The following is a 16,972-nucleotide window of genomic DNA, read 5'->3' as shown; positions in this document are numbered from 1 at the left end:
GATTCAAAAGGAGATGAAAATGCAAGCACCGGACTTTCTCGTCCACGACTCGTCTGACACTGTCGGCGTGATTGTGGTCGAGGGCCTCGAAGCAGGCCAAACGCTAACCGGATGGGTGATGGACACAGATGCCACCATCGAAGTACTCGCGCTGGACGCAATCCCTCTCGGCCACAAAGTGGCGCTGAGCGACATTAAAGACGGCGACACCATTCTTAAGTATGACAACGATATCGGTAAAGCTGTCGCAGACATCGCGAAAGGCGGTCACGTACACGTACACAATGTGAAAACCAAGAGGTGGTAACCATGAGCAAATACACATTTATGGGCTACCGCCGCGAAAATGGCCGTGTCGGTGTGCGCAATCACGTCATCATCCTGCCATTGGACGATCTGTCTAATGCAGCATGTGAAGCTGTTGCTAACAACATCAAAGGCACACTGGCGCTGCCACACCCGTATGGCCGCCTGCAATTTGGTGAAGATTTGGAACTGCACTTCCGTACCCTGATTGGTACAGGTTGCAACCCGAACGTGGCTGCGGTTGTGGTTATCGGCATCGAGCCGGGCTGGACTAGTCGTGTGGTTGAAGGCATCAAAGCTTCTGGTAAGCCTGTTCAAGGCTTTGCAATTGAGCAAAACGGTGACATCAACACGATTGCTGCCGCTTCCCGCGTAGCGAAAGAATACGTTCATTACGCGAGCGAACTGACCCGCGAAGAATGCGACGTGAGCGAGCTGTGGGTTTCAATGAAGTGTGGCGAATCTGATACCACGTCTGGTCTGGCAGCGAACCCAACTGTGGGTAACCTGTGTGACAAGTTCTCAGCGGAAGGCGCGACCCTATGTTTCGGTGAAACATCAGAGCTGACCGGTGCAGAGCAAATCTGTAAGACCCGTGCAGTGAGCCCGGAAGTTGGCCAGAAGTTCCTGGACACCTGGCAGGCATACATGGACGAAGTTATCGAGCCACACAAAACGTCTGACCTGTCTGACAGCCAGCCAACCAAAGGCAACATCGAAGGCGGCCTGACCACCATCGAAGAGAAAGCATTTGGTAACTACCAGAAGATCGGTAAAACCACTCAGTTCGTTGATGTTCTGACGCCAGCAGAGCGCCCAGAAGCAGGCCCAGGTCTGTACTTCATGGATACCTCTTCTGCAGCGGCAGAGTGTGTGACGCTGCAGGCAGCTGCAGGCTTCGCGGTTCACCTGTTCCCAACAGGGCAAGGCAACGTCATTGGTAACCCCATTGTGCCGGTTATCAAAATCACTGCGAACCCACGTACCGTGCGTACCATGGGTGAGCACATCGATGTAGACGTTTCCGGCATTCTGCGCCGTGAGCTGAATCTCGACACAGCGGGTGATGCGCTGATCGACATGACGCTGCGTACCGCAAACGGCCGTGCAACCGCAGCGGAAGCGCTGGGTCACCGCGAGTTCGTTCTGACCAAACTGTATCGAAGCGCATAAGCATTTCGCTTATTCGGCGCGGCAATCATTTGATACAGCAAGACCGACGCTGGGGAAACCCAGCGTCCTTTTCCTTACCATTCGCAGGAGCCAGTTATGCCTGTGTTTATCGACCCTTCGGAAGCTAAATCTGTGACCGCACAAGCGCTGGAAAACGCTGGCGTCACACCGGCTAATGCTAAATCTGTCGCGAACGCTCTGATTCAAGCGGAAATCGATGGTCAATCAGGTCACGGACTCGCCCGTCTCGCGGCCTACATTGAGCAGGTCAAATGCGGAAAAGTGGTGGGTGATGCGACCCCCAAGGTTGATACCCCAAAACCCGCAGTTTGTCATATCAATGCAGAGCTCGGTTTTGCCTTTCCGGCGATGGACAAGCTTGTTTCCCTGCTTCCCGCGATGGCAAAAGCACAAGGTATTGCGTTAGCCACAGTCAACCGTTCCCACCATTTTGGGCAAGCAGGGTTCCACGCAGAACGTATTGCCAAGCAAGGATGTATCGCCTTGGTATTTTCCAACAGCCCGAGCGCCATTGCGCCTTGGGGCGGAAAGAAAGCCCTTTTTGGCACTAACCCTATTGCTTTTGCCTGCCCTCGTGACGGTGCTCCACCAATGGTCATCGACATGAGCTTGAGCAAAGTGGCCCGCGGCAAGGTATTGGTCGCCAGAAAGAATGGCGAAACCATTCCTGAAGGCTGGGCGATCGATGCCAATGGCGAGCCAACCATAGATCCTGATGCAGCAGTAAAAGGCTCCATGCTCCCCATCGGCGATGCCAAAGGGGCTGCGCTCGCGCTCATGGTCGAAGTTCTTTCAGCAAGCCTAACCAGTGCCCTTTATGGCTTTGAAGCGTCAAATTTCTTCGATACTGACGGGGAGCCACCTGCTATCGGGCATTCTGTCATCGGCATCGATACGACGGTTTCTGGAACACAATTTGCTGAACGTCTTGAATTACTCCTCAACACCATGTGTGAGCAGGAGGGTGTTCGCTTGCCCGGGCAGCGTCGCATTATCCGCCGTGAGCGTGTTCTCAAAGAAGGCTTACACCTTACCGAAGCCACTATGAAAGAGCTGAAGGAATTAGCTGACTTATCTAATAATCAATAACATGGAAGTTATTCATGCAATCACAACTAAAACAACGTCTCCCTGATTGGCAATCACTGAGCCAAAGTGCCCGTACCCTTGCGCCCGGTCTGTTACTTTCCGTCACCGTCGCTGCTGCAGCCACCTTTCTCGCAGCACATTATGGTGCACCGCAAATGCTGTTTGCCCTCTTGCTGGGCATTGCGTTTCACTTTCTTGCTGATGATTCCAAGTGTCAGGCAGGAGTAGAATTTGCCGCCAAAAAAGTCCTCCGATTTGGCGTGGCTCTACTCGGCCTTCGCATTACCGTAGAAGAGATGACTTCTCTCGGCTGGGAAGTGCTGGTTTGGGTGGCACTAGGCATAGCGCTCACCATTTCTATCGGCATGTTAGTAGCGAAAATTCTCGGCCGCCGCATTCAATTCGGTGTGTTGACGGGCGGCTCCGTCGCTATCTGTGGCGCATCTGCTGCGCTGGCGATTTCTGCCGTTCTACCCAAACACCCTTTCAGTGAACGCAACACGCTGTTCACGGTAATCGCTGTCACCGCATTCAGCACCATCGCCATGGTCATCTACCCCATCTTCGTTAACCTTTTAGGCTTTGACGACCGACTGGCCGGCATTTTCATCGGCGGAACCATTCACGACGTCGCACAGGTCGTAGGTGCAGGCTATTCTATTTCCCCACAAGCCGGCGAGTTCGCCACCATCACTAAACTGCTTCGCGTGGCCCTGCTGGTTCCCGTGATTCTGGTGATTTCCCTTTACTTCCGAAGCCATCCTGACAAAGACAGCGAGAAAGCAGATATCCCACTGCTTCCGTTTTTCGTTGTCGGTTTCTGTATTTGTGTTGCGATAAACAGTGCCCACATTCTGCCTGTTGGTGTCACCAATACCCTGTCAGGACTCTCATCTTGGTGTCTGGTTTCAGCGGTGGCTGCCTTGGGGATTAAAACCTCTGTGAAGAAACTCTTTACCATCGGCTACGAGCCAATTCTGATGGTGGTGATTGAAACAGTCGCCATTGCAGCTTGGGTGTTAGTGGGGATTTATTGGTTTGGGTAACTCTATGATTCCTTCCACTGAAAGTAGATAGCTGACTATTTTAAAGATACAGTCTGGGAATGATTTAGACTTATTGCAGAAATGGTCTTTGTCGGGTACTTCTACCTCAGCTTTTTAAGCGAATGCCAGCTAGGTTCGTTTAGGTACTTGGGATAGCTAGCATTACTATCTCATGGGTATTTTTATTTTCCAGGCTTTTATCTCTGACTTGACCTTCTATTTCTTACAAACGGGCTTTTTGCTTTTCAGTAAATGCCAACTTTTCCCTGCAAAGGGGAATTTTATCCTTAGGAGGCCGTTGACCTTTGGTGGTTAAATTTTGTTCTAGCCATAAGCGTTTTAGGCGCGGCGAGGTGTGCGCCGCCTAATCATTCTAAGCAAATACACCTCAACAAAGGTCAACAGCCCCTAGCAGGTAATCTGGACTGGATTTCTTTCATCAAGCCTTCTGGGTCTCGGTACGCATAATAATTCACCACAATACGTTTCTCGCCAGCAGAAATGACAATAGAAAAGTCATTCGATTTTGAGCTTGTGACATCGCGCCAGTGAATTCGATTTTTACCCTTCTCAACGTACTCGTCGGTCACACAGGTATTTTTCGAATCAAACACCCAGAACAAAGAAACAAAAATGCCGACAAACGACAGAAAACCATACAACAAGTTCATCAATAGACTTTGTTCTCCTCCTCCCAGCACTAACTGCAGGTTCAGCACGCCAAATGTCATGCCCAACATCAGGATAACGAAGGAAAGTGGCTTGTTCAGAATCGCGTAATTTTTGTCCATGTCAGAAGGTTTTTCACTCACTGATAAAAACTCTCAATTTGAATCTATCCATAAGACCGCGCATGTTACTGAAAATTCATTAACTATTGTGCCTGACTAATTACACAGTAGCGGGTTTTCTTCCTACACTCTTAACAATGCGACACTGATTTGACTCGGAGGGAGGACCTGTGCTCGAAAATTGGAAACGACAATTTGAAGATTATGCACTCGTAAAGAAGATGACCGTCATCCTCTGTTTGATTGGTCTGGTACCCACCATCATTACAGCGTTTATCGGTCTCTACAGCTCGTCCAATTCCATCGAACAGCAGAAAAGTGAATCCCTTCAAGCCATTGCTCAGTTAAAGGCAGACTCGGTCGAACTTTACTTTCAAAACTCCAACGCAGTATTACAAAGCATTGCTCAGAATCCGCTGACAGTGAACGCCATTACGCCTTTACTGGAGGCCTTTCGCGAGTATCCACAAGAAAGCACTCAGCAAAAGATGCAGGACCTCGCAGCGTTTTATGAAGAAAGCTTTGCCAATACCTATCAATTCGAAACCGACTCGCCATTAGAAACCGACGCACTGATGGAAGGCGCCAACGCGACAATGATTGCGTTACAACATGCCTACATAGTAAAGAATCAATATCCTATCGGGCAAAAAGACCAACTCCGTCAGGCTGGGCGCACTCCTTACGATGAAGCCCATAAGCGGTTTCATCCCACTTTCCGCCAGTACCTTAGTGACTTCGGCTTTTACGACATTTTTCTTGTTAATCTCTCTTCCGGTGACGTGGTTTACTCCGTTTTCAAAGAGATCGACTTCGCCTCCAATCTGATTGAAGGACCTTATGCCAACTCCGGCTTGGGCGAGGTATACCGGACACTCAAAAGCAAACTGCTTAACGGCGAGAAAGTCGACACCGTCTTTCATGACTATAGCCAGTACCTGCCATCTTATGATGCGCCTGCCGCGTTCTCAGCCACACCTGTATATGTGAATGGCGTGCCTAAAGCTGCGTTGATTGTTCAATTGCCGCTTGAACAGATAAGCACGGTGATGAGCAAAGGCTATGGACTGGGTGCCACGGGAGAATCTTATATCGTCGGCGCTGACCGCAAGCTGCGTTCAGACACCTTTCTCAGCGAAGACATGACCGTCGAATCAGCGTTTCGAGACAATAAAACCATCAATACGGTGGCGATTGAAACGGCGCTTAACAGCCAATCTCAGATTCCTGATACCGCGATTCATGGATTGAATTACCGCGATCACGACGTCTTTACCGTGTTCAGAAAAATACAGATTGGTGAAAACGCAGATTGGGTGATCATCGTAGAACAAGATGTCAGCGAAGCCTTGGAAGCCATCACTGGCCTGCAACTTATTTATCTTGTGGTCGCACTGGTGCTGATCGCTTTGGTGCTATTTTCTGCCAAACACTTTGGCCAACTTATTGCCAGGCCGATTCAAGAGCTGTCGGCTTTTATTCTTGGTCTTCGTCAAAGCTGGCGTTTTTCTGATCGCGCAAACGTGCACAGCAAAGATGAAACCGGACAGGCAGCAGAGGCGCTCAACACCATGCTGGCATCCTTGGACACTGCCGTCGGCAGCATTTCAAACACCATGGAAGGCCTTTCTGAAGGCGACTTCTCTCAGCGCGTGAACTCCGACATGGCTGGCGATTTACAGAAACTCAAACTCAGTATCAATGAGTTCGCCAGCGAAATTGAAGTCACCGTGAAAGGCATTGGTCATGTGATGGCAAAAATCGAACAAGGTGATTTCAGCTCTCAAGTGACCACCGATGCCAAAGGGCAACTCGATGTACTGAAAACACAGGTGAACAGTTCAGCCCGCGCCACTGCTGCCTTTATCAAAGACGCCAAGCTGGTGATGTCATCCCTTGAAGTCGGTGACTACAGCAAACGCATCACCACGCCTGCCGCTGGAGAGCTCGCTTCCCTCAAAGAGTCCATCAACCAATCTATTGCCAATACAGAAGGCGTCATCGTTAACATCTGCGGCGTGATGGAATCTATTAGCCAAGGGAAATTCGGACAAACGGCGTCGATTGAAGCTGCAGGTAAACTGGACGAAATGAAAACAGCGGTGAACCGCGCCTCAACCTCCATTAACGGGGTGATTGCCAATATTGTCACCGTCATGGCTCAGGTCTCGGAAGGTGATTTTTCGGCTCGATGCCAGACAGAAGGCGTGTCGGGCGATTTGCTCGAATTAGCAAATGCAGTGAATCAATCAGCCACCAACATTGATGACACCCTCGCCCACACTCAACAGATATTGGAAAAACTGTCCAAAGGTGATTTGACTGAAACCTTCGACCATAAAGTGGCTGGCGATTACCAGAAGCTGAAATCAGGCATTAACGACACCATCATTAGCCTGGCGTATATGGTGCAGGAGATTCAAACGTCTGCCTCAACCGCCACCAACAAATCAGAAGAAACCAATGCTGAGGTGTCGGATCTGAACCGCCAATTAGATGCGCAAGTCAAAGGCCTGAAAGATGTCACGCTGCGCATGGCGGCGATGCGCAGCAATATCGAAGAAACACTGGATCACGCCAAAGTCTCCGTTTCTGTTTCCCAAACGGCACTGGATCACGCCCATGAGAGCGAAGTGCTGGTGAAAGAAGTGGAAGATGCGATGAAATCCATCACCGACTCCAGCCGCAAAATGCAGGTCATCATCGAAACCATCGAAGGGATCGCCTTCCAGACCAACCTTCTTGCACTCAATGCCAGCGTAGAAGCCGCGAGAGCTGGCGAGCAAGGACGCGGATTCTCTGTGGTGGCCGGTGAAGTAAGAAATCTGGCGCAGCGCTCCGCGGATGCAGCGAAAGAGATTTCATCTTTGATTAAAGAGTCTGATAACCGTGTCGCGCTGGGGGCCGAGAAGGTAAATCTGTCCGGTGAGTTACTATCAAAAATCACTCAATCGAATAGCGAAGTCTGTGCCAATTTTGAACGGGTGAACATCTCTATCAAAGCGCAGTTTGATCGCGTCAGGGAAGCCTCAGATGGGGTGACGGATGTGGGCGACAACATTCAACAATGCGCGCGTATTTTGAACCGCATCAACAGCAATATGGATGGGGTAAACGAACAGGCTGAAAACCTCAACCGTATGATTGGTCGATTTAATTGTTATACCCAAACAACCTGAAGATGCAGGATTCAGCGAGATTGACTGGCGTTGTGATCGCGGCGTTCCTTTGTAGGTGTAGTCATCTCCATCAAAAAGGAGCAACAAAGAGCACGGCGTCAGTCAACTCGCATTCAGGTCGTTTGGGTATAGACCCTCAAGTCTCGATATCGATCATTTAAGCCGGAAAATTCTGCTGTTACCCTGTGCAGAGTAAAGATGGACATGGATGTACAGGATGACAGCTCCAAACGAATTGGCGATCGGCATTGATTTAGGCACCACCAACAGCGCGATTGCTGTTTGGCGAAATGGAAACGCTGAACTGATCCCCAATGCCCTCGGCCACTTCCTCACCCCTTCCGTTGTCAGTATCGACGACAGCGGACAGGTGTTGGTGGGTGATGCCGCGCACTCCCGTTTGGTGACCCGCCCTCAGGAAACCGCTGCAGCTTTTAAACGTTATCTTGGCTCCGACAAGCAATACCAACTCGGCAAACAGCGTTACACGCCCACTGAGCTTTGTGCGCTCATCCTGCGTTCACTCAAAGCGGATGCGGAAGCGTTTCTCGGTCATGCCATCAGCGAAGTGGTGATTTCTGTTCCCGCTTACTTCAGTGACCAACAGCGTAAGCAAGTTCACCTTGCCGCAGAATTGGCCGACTTGATTGCTGTTCGGCTGATCAATGAACCCACTGCTGCCTGTCTTGCATACAGCCTTCACGAATCTCACGAACGCCGCTTTCTGGTCTTCGACCTTGGCGGTGGTACCTTTGATGTTACCGTGGTGGAGCATGCTGACGGTTTTGTTGATGTGCGCGCCTCTGCCGGCGATAACCGTCTTGGTGGTGAAGACTTCACCCGCAAGCTTGCTGACTATGTCATCGATAAAGTCAAAACCGATGACGGTGATATTGCCCTGAACGACATGGCAAAGATCATCAGCGCCTGTGAAAGCGCCAAGAAAACCAACGAAGGCGACGTTGTCATTAACCTGCCGGAACCCTTTGCCCAGTCAATATCACTCACCCCATTCATGCTTGATGAAATCTGGAAGGAGACCATGCTGCGACTCTCCCAGCCACTTCGTCAGGCATTGAGCGATGCGCGTATTACACCGGAAGATATTGATGAGCTGATTTTTGTTGGCGGTGCCACGAGATTGCGTCAGGTTCAACAACTCGCCACTCGTTTGATTGGACGTTTCGGTAAAATTTCCATCGACCCGGATTTGGTCGTTGCTATGGGCGCAGCCACTCAAGCTGCTTGCCGTTTGCGAGATGAAGCCGTCGAAGAAATTGTACTGACAGATGTTTCCCCTTTCAGCCTCGGTATCGCGTCAAACCGTAATGGTCAGGTGGATGTATTCAGCCCAATCATTGAGCGCAATACCGTCATCCCTACTTCCCGTGTTGAACGTTACTACACCACCACAGATAACCAAACAGTGGTACGAATTGCGGTCTACCAAGGCGAGCGCTATTGGGTTCGCGAGAATATCTTCATCAATGAATTTGAAGTGACCTTGCCAGAAAATAAAGCGGGCGAAGAAGCGATTGATGTGCGTTTCAGTTATGACATCAATGGTCTGTTGGAAGTGGATGTGACAGTGCTGTCGACACAGAAAACCACTCAGAAGATCATCGACCGCACCCCTGTTGGCATGAGTGAAGACGACAAGGCGGCAAGCCGCGAACGACTCGCCATGCTGAAAATCCACCCCCGCGACAAACTGCCTAATATTGCAATGTCAGAAAAGCTCAACCGCCTCTACGAAGAAAAACTCGCAGAAGAACGCCAGTTGGTGGAGGAACTTATTGTTGCCTTCACACAGGCTTTGAATAGCCAGGATGAGCGAGTGATCCGAGAAGCCAGAGAGTCAGTCGACCAGCAATTAAAGGTATTGGGCTTTAGCTAGCTCTCTTGGTGAGGTCTATGCCGACTGGCGCGAGAGATAACATCCCTTGCTGGAATTGGTTTTAAACGAATTCTTCCAGCTAAACGCATTTCTCTCAGTGACTTGCTGCCAGCATTAAAACTCCGCATTTGATATATCTATCAATTGAGTCTATTTATTAATGCTGGAAGTAAAATTATCCATACAAACGATAAGGTCTGCTCCACTTATTTACGATACGGGCAAAGGGTTAAGTTGATACCATGCCACCGACTCAAATTACGCTTAGAACCGCCGTTGTCCTTCCATTTGTCATCATTTTTCTTTTTACGATTGGCGTTATTTTTGCGGTTCAGAACAATAGCTATGAAGACATGGTGCAGGACACCAGTCGTAAGCAACTGTCTTCGCTGACTTCCAATGTCACGCTGGAGCTACAGCAATTTCTGAATATTCCGTTCAACGCCAGCCTCATCCTCAGTCACGGCATCAGCTTCAATGAGCTTTATCAAGACGGTGATACTTCAAACGTCGAGCAATACCTGCTCTCAAATTTCAAAGATATCTACCTCAACATTCCGCGCTTGGATGCCATTGGATTTGGTGGTGAAGGCGGTGATTTTGTTGCGTATAGAAAAGAAAGCGACGACGACTACACCTTGATACTGCAAGATGAACGCACTGATGATGAGCTTATCGTCTATCAGGGCAGCGAGATCAGTGAAAATGTACGCTCAGTCTTCCAAGACTATGACCCGCGGATACGGCCTTGGTATGCGCCCGTCGCTGAAAGCCTGAAACCGGGTTGGTCTGAGATATACACCAATGCTGACGAGAAGCAGGAAATCACCCTGTCAGCCCTCGCCCCGGTTTTTTATCAAAGGGACTTTATTGGTGTGGTGGTCACCGATGTGAAAATCGACACCTTCAATGCCTTTCTTATGCAGAAGCAACGCGAGTTCAACACCATTATCTATGTGTTTGACGGCGAACAACGATTGATTGCCCAATCAGATGAGAGTGGCGTTGTTTCTGGGGGCACACCTGACACCCCAGCAGGTAAGAGACTGTTAACCACAGAGAGCGCGAATCCTATTATCAAAGCCAGTGCGCTGTTTGCAGAAACGCATCAGCTTCCTCTTGAAACCTCCTCTACCCGATTTTCACTCGAGGTCGACAACGAGCGATATTTCTACCAAATCACCCCTTATAACGACGAGTTTGGCCTTGAATGGTACATCGGGGTCGCAACATCAGAAGAAGCTTTGCTGGGGAAACTCCCTAAAAGTCAGCGAGACAGTTGGATTATCGGTCTGATCCTTTGCACATTGGGTATTTTCCTTGGGTTGTTCTCTTTCAACCGAATTGTGGCTCCCATTACTTCCACGGCAGCGGCCGCTCGCCACCTCGCAAAAGGCGACTGGGACAGCAAGATGCCCAAACCCGGGAACATCTATGAAACTTCCATGTTGGTTTTTGCGTTTACCGAAATGACCAACAACCTCAAAGCTTCTTTTCGTGCCATGCGTCATCAACTGCTGTATGACTCGCTCACTGAGCTCTACAGTCGACATGGCCTCACTGAAGTCTGTGACCGACGCGGGGAATACAATGGCTGCCTGATGCTGATTGGTCTGAACAAGTTCAGAGAAATTAACGACAGCCTAGGGCAAGCTAAGGGAGACCAACTGCTGGTCGCCATTGCTGATAAGCTCAAGGTGATGTTTGATGTAGATTGCTATATTGCACGAGTCGGTGGCGATGAGTTTGCGGTTTATCTTATTGATAACCCGAACGATGCAATCATTGCAGATAATGCGAACCGCTTGACTCAACTGTTCTCATCCCCTTTTATCATTCAGAAAGAACGTATTTTAGTCAGCGCCTCTATCGGCATTGTGGCTGATCATGTCGAAAGGAACATGACCATGTGGCTTCGAAGCGGCAGCATTGCTTTGAGCAAAGCCAAGCGGGACAGAACCAGCATCAGCTATTACAAGCCGGAAATGGCAGACTATTCGCGCAAACGCACCAAGATGCTGGCAAAGATAAAAGATGGCATTGAGAGAAATGAATTCGTGCCTTTCTACCAACCTATTGTCGACTTACATACCGGTAAAGTCGTTGGCGCTGAGGCATTGGCCAGATGGTTATCTCCAGATTCAGGGATCATCGAACCGAAGGAATTTATCGCCATTGCGGAGGAAAGCGGGCTGATTGAAAAGCTGGGCGAACAAATTCTCTACCAAGCCTGCTTTGACGCGGTGAAAGGCATCAAAGAGGGTAAGTGGTGTGCCGATTTTCACCTACACGTCAATCTGTCAGTCAATCAACTGGTGCAGCCTAACTTTATTGATGTACTGAAGAATGTGCTGAAAAAAACCGGGTTAAACCCAGACAACCTGACGTTAGAAGTCACCGAGTCCCGTATCGTTGATGATGATCCGATTACTATCGGCAATATGCAGAAAATCATTGGATTGGGTGTCCATATTGCTATTGATGATTTTGGCACCGGATATAGCTCTCTGTCGTACCTGAGTAAATTGCCGTTTGACTGCCTGAAAATTGATCGCGCGTTCGTCGAAATGTTGGATAGGGAAACAATCGACACGTCCATTGTCGCTGTGATCATCAATATGACCAAGAGCCTGAAAATAGAGCTGGTGGCAGAAGGCGTAGAAACACCGGAGCAAGCTAATATGCTGAGTGAGTTAAGCGCTGAAACTTATGGGCAGGGCTTTCTATTCAGCAAAGCCGTTGCGTACGAAAAATGGCCTACCAAAATGACATGTGAGTGATGGTAATTTCAGCTCCCCCAATAAAACAACAAAGGAATAGGGAATTCTTGATATGTTAATTAGTTAAGAGGACATTGGCTTTAAGAAACCCCAATACTTTCAAGACTGGGTTTTTGACTCGGCTGATTAGCATAATGCTTGCGCCCAAGTAGAGCGAGCCGGTTTACTCGGAAACAACCAAGCCATTCAGGAGGTATTGCGTCCCTCAAAACCGACGCGAACATCCGGTTTCAGATTGCCTGACGGTTAAGCGCTTTACTTGCCTCTAATCCCAACTACTCAACATCGGCCGCCTGTATTTTTTCTCAAGATCATAAATTTAGTGAGATTTGATTCGAAATCTAGTGACTGACTCGATTGTTGCCTTTTTGATAAATCTGGCTTTATTACAATGAGTTACCTAAAGACAAATGTTGTTTCTCTCACTTTCTTTCTCTAATGAAGACTGTCCCAATGTTTCACACCTCCAAACACTTTCAACGATGTTTAATCGCCAGCTTTAGATTTATTAATTTCCGTGATAAATTTATCCAAAGATGAAACATTATCAAAAATCAAAAAATAGTACTCCTCATCATATGAAATAGTTATCGTTTTACGTTCATTGATGAATATGAGATTAAAAGAATCCAGAAAATTTTTTTGAAAAACCCCCGGTTCCTTTTCCAAACAAGAAAAAGTGCCAATAGTCCACGTTACTTTCTTTCCAACTACTGGCTTGATGTTTAACCTTTTTTCACAGATATCAACACTTTTTGCTGTTTTTCTAATTAAAAAAAATTGCCCCATCAACTTCAATAATGCATATAGGTAAGCAAAAGAAAAGAAATAGAAGCTGATATTAAATTCATCTTTAGGCCAAAGAATAGCCGCAAATAATCCTAGAGATAGAATGAACACTATCACTTTGAATTTTCTCTCAATACCATCAAGAAAGTGAAATTCAGTCACCTACTCTCCCCCCTACAATTGAACCAATTGTGGAAAAGTAAAAATCAAATTGAGCTGATAACAAACCTCCAGCCCCCCCAGAAAGGAAAGATCCGACACCAGCACCATACGCTGCACCAGCAAACGAACCAAAATTGAAACAACTATAGCTCTTCCCATTTCTGGAAAGTCCGAGCAATTGACCATAGCCATTACCAAATGCTGCAGCACCAACAGGGCCAAAGGCAGCCCCACCAATAGCGCCAGCTACAGTAGATTCAAGTATTGTATCAAAATTACCACCTTGAACCCATGAACCCAATCCACCATTAATGCCTCCTATAATACCACCTATTATTGGCAAGGGGAGGTTGCCATTTGGGTCAACTAGTCCTACCGGATTACCATCCACATATGAATATAGGTTAAGCCCCCCCTTCTCATGAAGTGGGTCTCTATTTAGCCAAGTGCGACTATAAGGGGAATAGAATCGATAGCCAAAATAAACCAGTCCACTTGCGAAGTCACTTCGCTTCGTTGAAAGCCTATATGGTTGTGTAGACCAAGTATCACTCCCAGTTTGTCCGAAAGGTGTATAATTAGAGTTACCAGTCATTTCACCAGATTTGTTAAGAACTCTACTAACATTGCCTATGTAGTCGTAAATGTAAAATCTACTTGTATCTCCCGCCTTAGAAATCAAGAGCCCACCGATGCCGCCGAGTGAGTTTAAGTCCCATACAAATTCAATTTCAATATTACCGTTTTCATCCCTTTGCTGTAATTCAACCAAGCCAAGACGAACAAATCTTTTCACTTTATCGGGTTGACCATCCTTCATAAGTTCATATTGAACAAGCATACTTGAATGGTCATAACCAAAGCGCTCGGAGTAACTCACTCCATCTTTTTGAAAATCAATTTGAACAAGCCTATTTTCCGCATCATAAACTGCTTGATAAGGGATATCATCGGCCAATAAACCTTTGGTTGGATTCCCATCTTGGTCATACTCGAAAAGACTTGGCTTCCCTTGCCATTTTGTGATTTGGTTGAGGTTATTATACTCAGCATGAGTGTTTTGAGGTTTATAAAACTCACTCGTTCCTGCTTGGCTTTTGACTTGGCCCGCTTGGTTGTAGCCATATTGATAGTCAGCAATCACATTATCATTTAATGTATATTTAATCTGGTTCAAGTCCGCGCTACTATTTAATGTGCTTTCCTTTCTGATTCCATTCGGGTAATCCAAAGCAAATTTTAGATTGGAGTCTGATAGGTCATAGTGATATTTAAAGACGTTTCCTAATGCCGTTGTATTAGCAATACGACCCAAAGAGTCATATTCGTAAATGGCATTTTCCTTGCCATTAACCAAAATGCCAGTAACTTGCTTTTGTGATGAGTATTTAATTTCAATGTTGTCTTGTGCTAAAGGCCCGTCTATGCCAGATAAGTAGCCATCATTTGTGAAACTATATGTTGTCGTCCCAAATTGATCTGTAGCAGTCTCAATTCGGCCAAATACATCATATGTATATGATACAGGTGGTGTATCATCAGAATAATCGATATTGACAAGCTGCCCTAAGTCATTATAAGTCAGACGCTTTTCAATACCTCGAGCATTAACTATCTTTTGTACTCTACCCTGTCTGTAGCTCATCTCCAACTGACTGCCATCGGCATAGGTCTTCTTTAGCAGTTTACCTGTATCAGAATACTCAAACTTGGTTGTGTTTTGGTTTGCATCTGTAAGGCTGGTTAACCGACCGGACTTATCTCTACCCAAATTAATTTCTGAATCGTCAGCTCGACGAACCTCGGTGAGGTTTTTATTGTTATCATAGCCGTATTGTGTCTGTCGACCCATAGGAAGCGTCTTCGATTGTAACAACCTTGGACACGCCCCAAACTCATATTCGACAACTCGATCTCCCGGATATCGCACACTGGTAACAGTATCAATATCATTATATGTGAAGTGAGTGCTATAGCCGATATAATCAGTTGCGGTAACCACTCTCCCCAAACTATCTCTTGTCAAGGTAGTAATACTTTCGCCATTTTTAGATAAGCCAACAAGATAACCACTTAGGTCATATTGATACTCAGCAACTTCACCATCACTTGATGAAATTTTTTTGGGATTTCCATCATCATTATATTCAAAGGTAGTCGTTAACCCCGAACCGTTATCCCAAGAAATTACCTGCCCTTTATCATCGTATCGGAACGTTTCTGTTATTAGTCCATTAGAGACTGATAGAATATTTTCATTCTCATCATACTCATATGTCGTTTCTACACCACTGGTGTTAGTTTTCGAAGACAAGAGTCCATTATCATTCCAAGTGTATTTCTCGGTTCTCCCATCTGAGTACTCTTTTGTTGATAGATACTTATTATCACCATAGTTAAACCTAATCCAAGTATCATCTTGGTAGTCGATTTTCGAAATTCTCGAGTAACTATCACTATAACGTTTATAGCTATAAGTTACTTTTGGAACATCAAAATTGTAGTTATTATTATCAGGGCCTAAATATGGCTTATAGTGCTCAGGTGCAGTGTAATATGTATTACCATTAGCAGAGTTATAGAAGTATTCAGACTTGTTATTTTCAGGATCAGTAATAGTCAGTCTTATACTCTTGCCCAGTTCCTCGCCTGGCGCAGGGTATACAGTATCTCTAATAGCATTTTCATCACCAATCTCAATATAGAAAGATGTCTTACCAAGAGCATTCTCAATGTACTCAATGTAACCTCTATCATCATACCCAATGTCTGCTGTGTACCCTTCCATGTCAGTAATTGAGGTCAGATTACCATCAACATCATAGGTCATGTTTGCCGATCGCCCGTAAGGGCCTGTAACACTGATAATTTTACTGTTTGAATACGAGAAATGTGTTCTCCTACCTAAAGAGTCCTCTACAGCTGTCAATTGCCCATTGCTGAAATGGCTTCGACTTATCAGCCCATTTGGACCCCCACGCTCTGTTAATCTAAAAGTTTCATCAATTTTATATTGGTAAAGGCTGTAGTAACCATTAGGTTTTATGATTCTGTAGCCTAAATCTGTTTTCTCTATTTCAAATGTATTCTGAATTTCAGATTCAAGTTGAATGTTATCTGAAATTCTATATTTTCCATCGTCACCTTTTTCGTAAAGGTCGATTCTGCCATTCGCCAGTGTTAGTGCAACATTGCCATCTTCTGTCTCTGTAATTTGGTTACCGTACTTGTAGCTCCATCGACTACCTACAACGCTGTTTTTATCTTCATTTGCGAGTACATTGTAGGTAAGGCTAAATTCAACACCATACCCATTTGGGGAGCTGAGCCAAAAAGGAGTGTCTCGAACCACCAAATTGAGATTACGAACATCAACGTGCCAAACAGGGGCACCGCAGTCATCATTATTGTTATCGTCACCACCATCACTATCACCTCCTCCAGAGCCGGCTTCACCAGACCCAGTTTCGGAGCCAGAACCACCACCGCCTAGCCATGAATTCGGAGGACTAAAGTCTAAATTACATGACTGAAGCATAAGTATCACAATTAGCAGTACCGTCAGGAAGATTGCCCACATATTTCTATTTCCTTAAACCTACTTTTAATTTTTTTGTTTTAATAAATCATCCGCAGACAACAGCGCATCAAACGCTCCGGTCGCCACGTTCTCTACCCAGCGCCCTTTCGCACGGCTGAAGTCGTAGTACGCCAACAAATCGGCTTCACCCGCCACCGG

Annotated in this window: 10 protein-coding genes; 7 read left to right on the top strand and 3 right to left on the bottom strand. The window is 46.7% G+C overall.

Annotation, left to right across the window (positions count from 1 at the left end; all coding sequences use genetic code 11):
* The first annotated feature begins 19 nt into the window (after window positions 1-19).
* The 4 genes from G5S52_RS05410 to G5S52_RS05395 all read left to right on the top strand — a co-directional run bounded on the left by G5S52_RS05410 (window position 20) and on the right by G5S52_RS05395 (window position 3,635).
* Window positions 20-307, top strand: a complete 288-nt coding sequence (locus G5S52_RS05410; RefSeq protein WP_002541227.1) for a UxaA family hydrolase — start codon at window positions 20-22, stop codon at window positions 305-307.
* Window positions 308-309: 2 nt separating this feature from the next.
* Window positions 310-1,479, top strand: coding sequence for a UxaA family hydrolase (locus tag G5S52_RS05405; protein ID WP_002541226.1), 1,170 nt, complete (start codon window positions 310-312; stop codon window positions 1,477-1,479).
* Between the two features lie 96 nt (window positions 1,480-1,575).
* On the top strand, window positions 1,576-2,589 hold the full coding sequence (locus G5S52_RS05400) for an Ldh family oxidoreductase (protein WP_165012135.1): 1,014 nt from the start codon (window positions 1,576-1,578) through the stop codon (window positions 2,587-2,589).
* Window positions 2,590-2,603: 14 nt separating this feature from the next.
* Window positions 2,604-3,635: a YeiH family protein gene (locus G5S52_RS05395; RefSeq protein ID WP_165012134.1), complete on the top strand. Its 1,032-nt coding sequence runs from the start codon at window positions 2,604-2,606 to the stop codon at window positions 3,633-3,635.
* Between the two features lie 398 nt (window positions 3,636-4,033).
* Here G5S52_RS05395 and G5S52_RS05390 read toward each other — a convergent pair whose 3' ends face one another.
* The gene (locus tag G5S52_RS05390; protein ID WP_368737453.1) at window positions 4,034-4,447 is read right to left on the bottom strand and encodes a hypothetical protein; all 414 of its coding nucleotides are present in this window, start codon (window positions 4,445-4,447) and stop codon (window positions 4,034-4,036) included.
* 149 nt (window positions 4,448-4,596) lie between these two features.
* Between G5S52_RS05390 and G5S52_RS05385 the strand changes: the two genes are divergently transcribed.
* From G5S52_RS05385 to gepA, 3 genes are all read left to right on the top strand, one after another.
* Entirely contained in the window at window positions 4,597-7,605 is a 3,009-nt protein-coding gene (locus G5S52_RS05385) for a methyl-accepting chemotaxis protein (protein ID WP_165012133.1), read from the top strand.
* 217 nt (window positions 7,606-7,822) lie between these two features.
* Window positions 7,823-9,502 carry an Hsp70 family protein gene (locus G5S52_RS05380; RefSeq protein WP_165012132.1) on the top strand — a complete coding sequence of 560 codons (1,680 nt, stop codon included), beginning with the start codon at window positions 7,823-7,825 and terminating at the stop codon, window positions 9,500-9,502.
* Window positions 9,503-9,744: 242 nt separating this feature from the next.
* Entirely contained in the window at window positions 9,745-12,282 is a 2,538-nt protein-coding gene (gepA, locus tag G5S52_RS05375) for a phosphodiesterase GepA (RefSeq protein ID WP_165012131.1), read from the top strand.
* A gap of 486 nt (window positions 12,283-12,768) precedes the next feature.
* Here gepA and G5S52_RS05370 read toward each other — a convergent pair whose 3' ends face one another.
* Both G5S52_RS05370 and G5S52_RS05365 read right to left on the bottom strand, forming a co-directional pair.
* Window positions 12,769-13,233, bottom strand: coding sequence for a hypothetical protein (locus G5S52_RS05370; protein ID WP_165012130.1), 465 nt, complete (start codon window positions 13,231-13,233; stop codon window positions 12,769-12,771).
* Window positions 13,226-16,813, bottom strand: coding sequence for an RHS repeat-associated core domain-containing protein (locus tag G5S52_RS05365; protein ID WP_165012129.1), 3,588 nt, complete (start codon window positions 16,811-16,813; stop codon window positions 13,226-13,228). Before G5S52_RS05365 ends, G5S52_RS05370 begins: the two co-directional genes overlap by 8 nt.
* Window positions 16,814-16,972 lie beyond the last annotated feature (159 nt).

The organism is Grimontia sedimenti (assembly GCF_011045095.1).
Taxonomy (GTDB): Bacteria; Pseudomonadota; Gammaproteobacteria; order Enterobacterales; family Vibrionaceae; genus Enterovibrio; species Enterovibrio sedimenti.
This window is presented reverse-complemented; position numbering and strand designations above follow the sequence as displayed.

What these genes read in the sequence shown, in the direction of transcription:
- G5S52_RS05410 (WP_002541227.1), top strand. Translation starts at nt 20, where the DNA reads ATGCAAGCACCGGACTTTCTCGTCCACGACTCGTCTGACACTGTCGGC.
- G5S52_RS05405 (WP_002541226.1), top strand. Translation starts at nt 310, where the DNA reads ATGAGCAAATACACATTTATGGGCTACCGCCGCGAAAATGGCCGTGTC.
- G5S52_RS05400 (WP_165012135.1), top strand. Translation starts at nt 1,576, where the DNA reads ATGCCTGTGTTTATCGACCCTTCGGAAGCTAAATCTGTGACCGCACAA.
- G5S52_RS05395 (WP_165012134.1), top strand. Translation starts at nt 2,604, where the DNA reads ATGCAATCACAACTAAAACAACGTCTCCCTGATTGGCAATCACTGAGC.
- G5S52_RS05380 (WP_165012132.1), top strand. Translation starts at nt 7,823, where the DNA reads ATGACAGCTCCAAACGAATTGGCGATCGGCATTGATTTAGGCACCACC.
- gepA (WP_165012131.1), top strand. Translation starts at nt 9,745, where the DNA reads ATGCCACCGACTCAAATTACGCTTAGAACCGCCGTTGTCCTTCCATTT.
- G5S52_RS05365 (WP_165012129.1), bottom strand. Translation starts at nt 16,813, where the DNA reads ATGTGGGCAATCTTCCTGACGGTACTGCTAATTGTGATACTTATGCTT.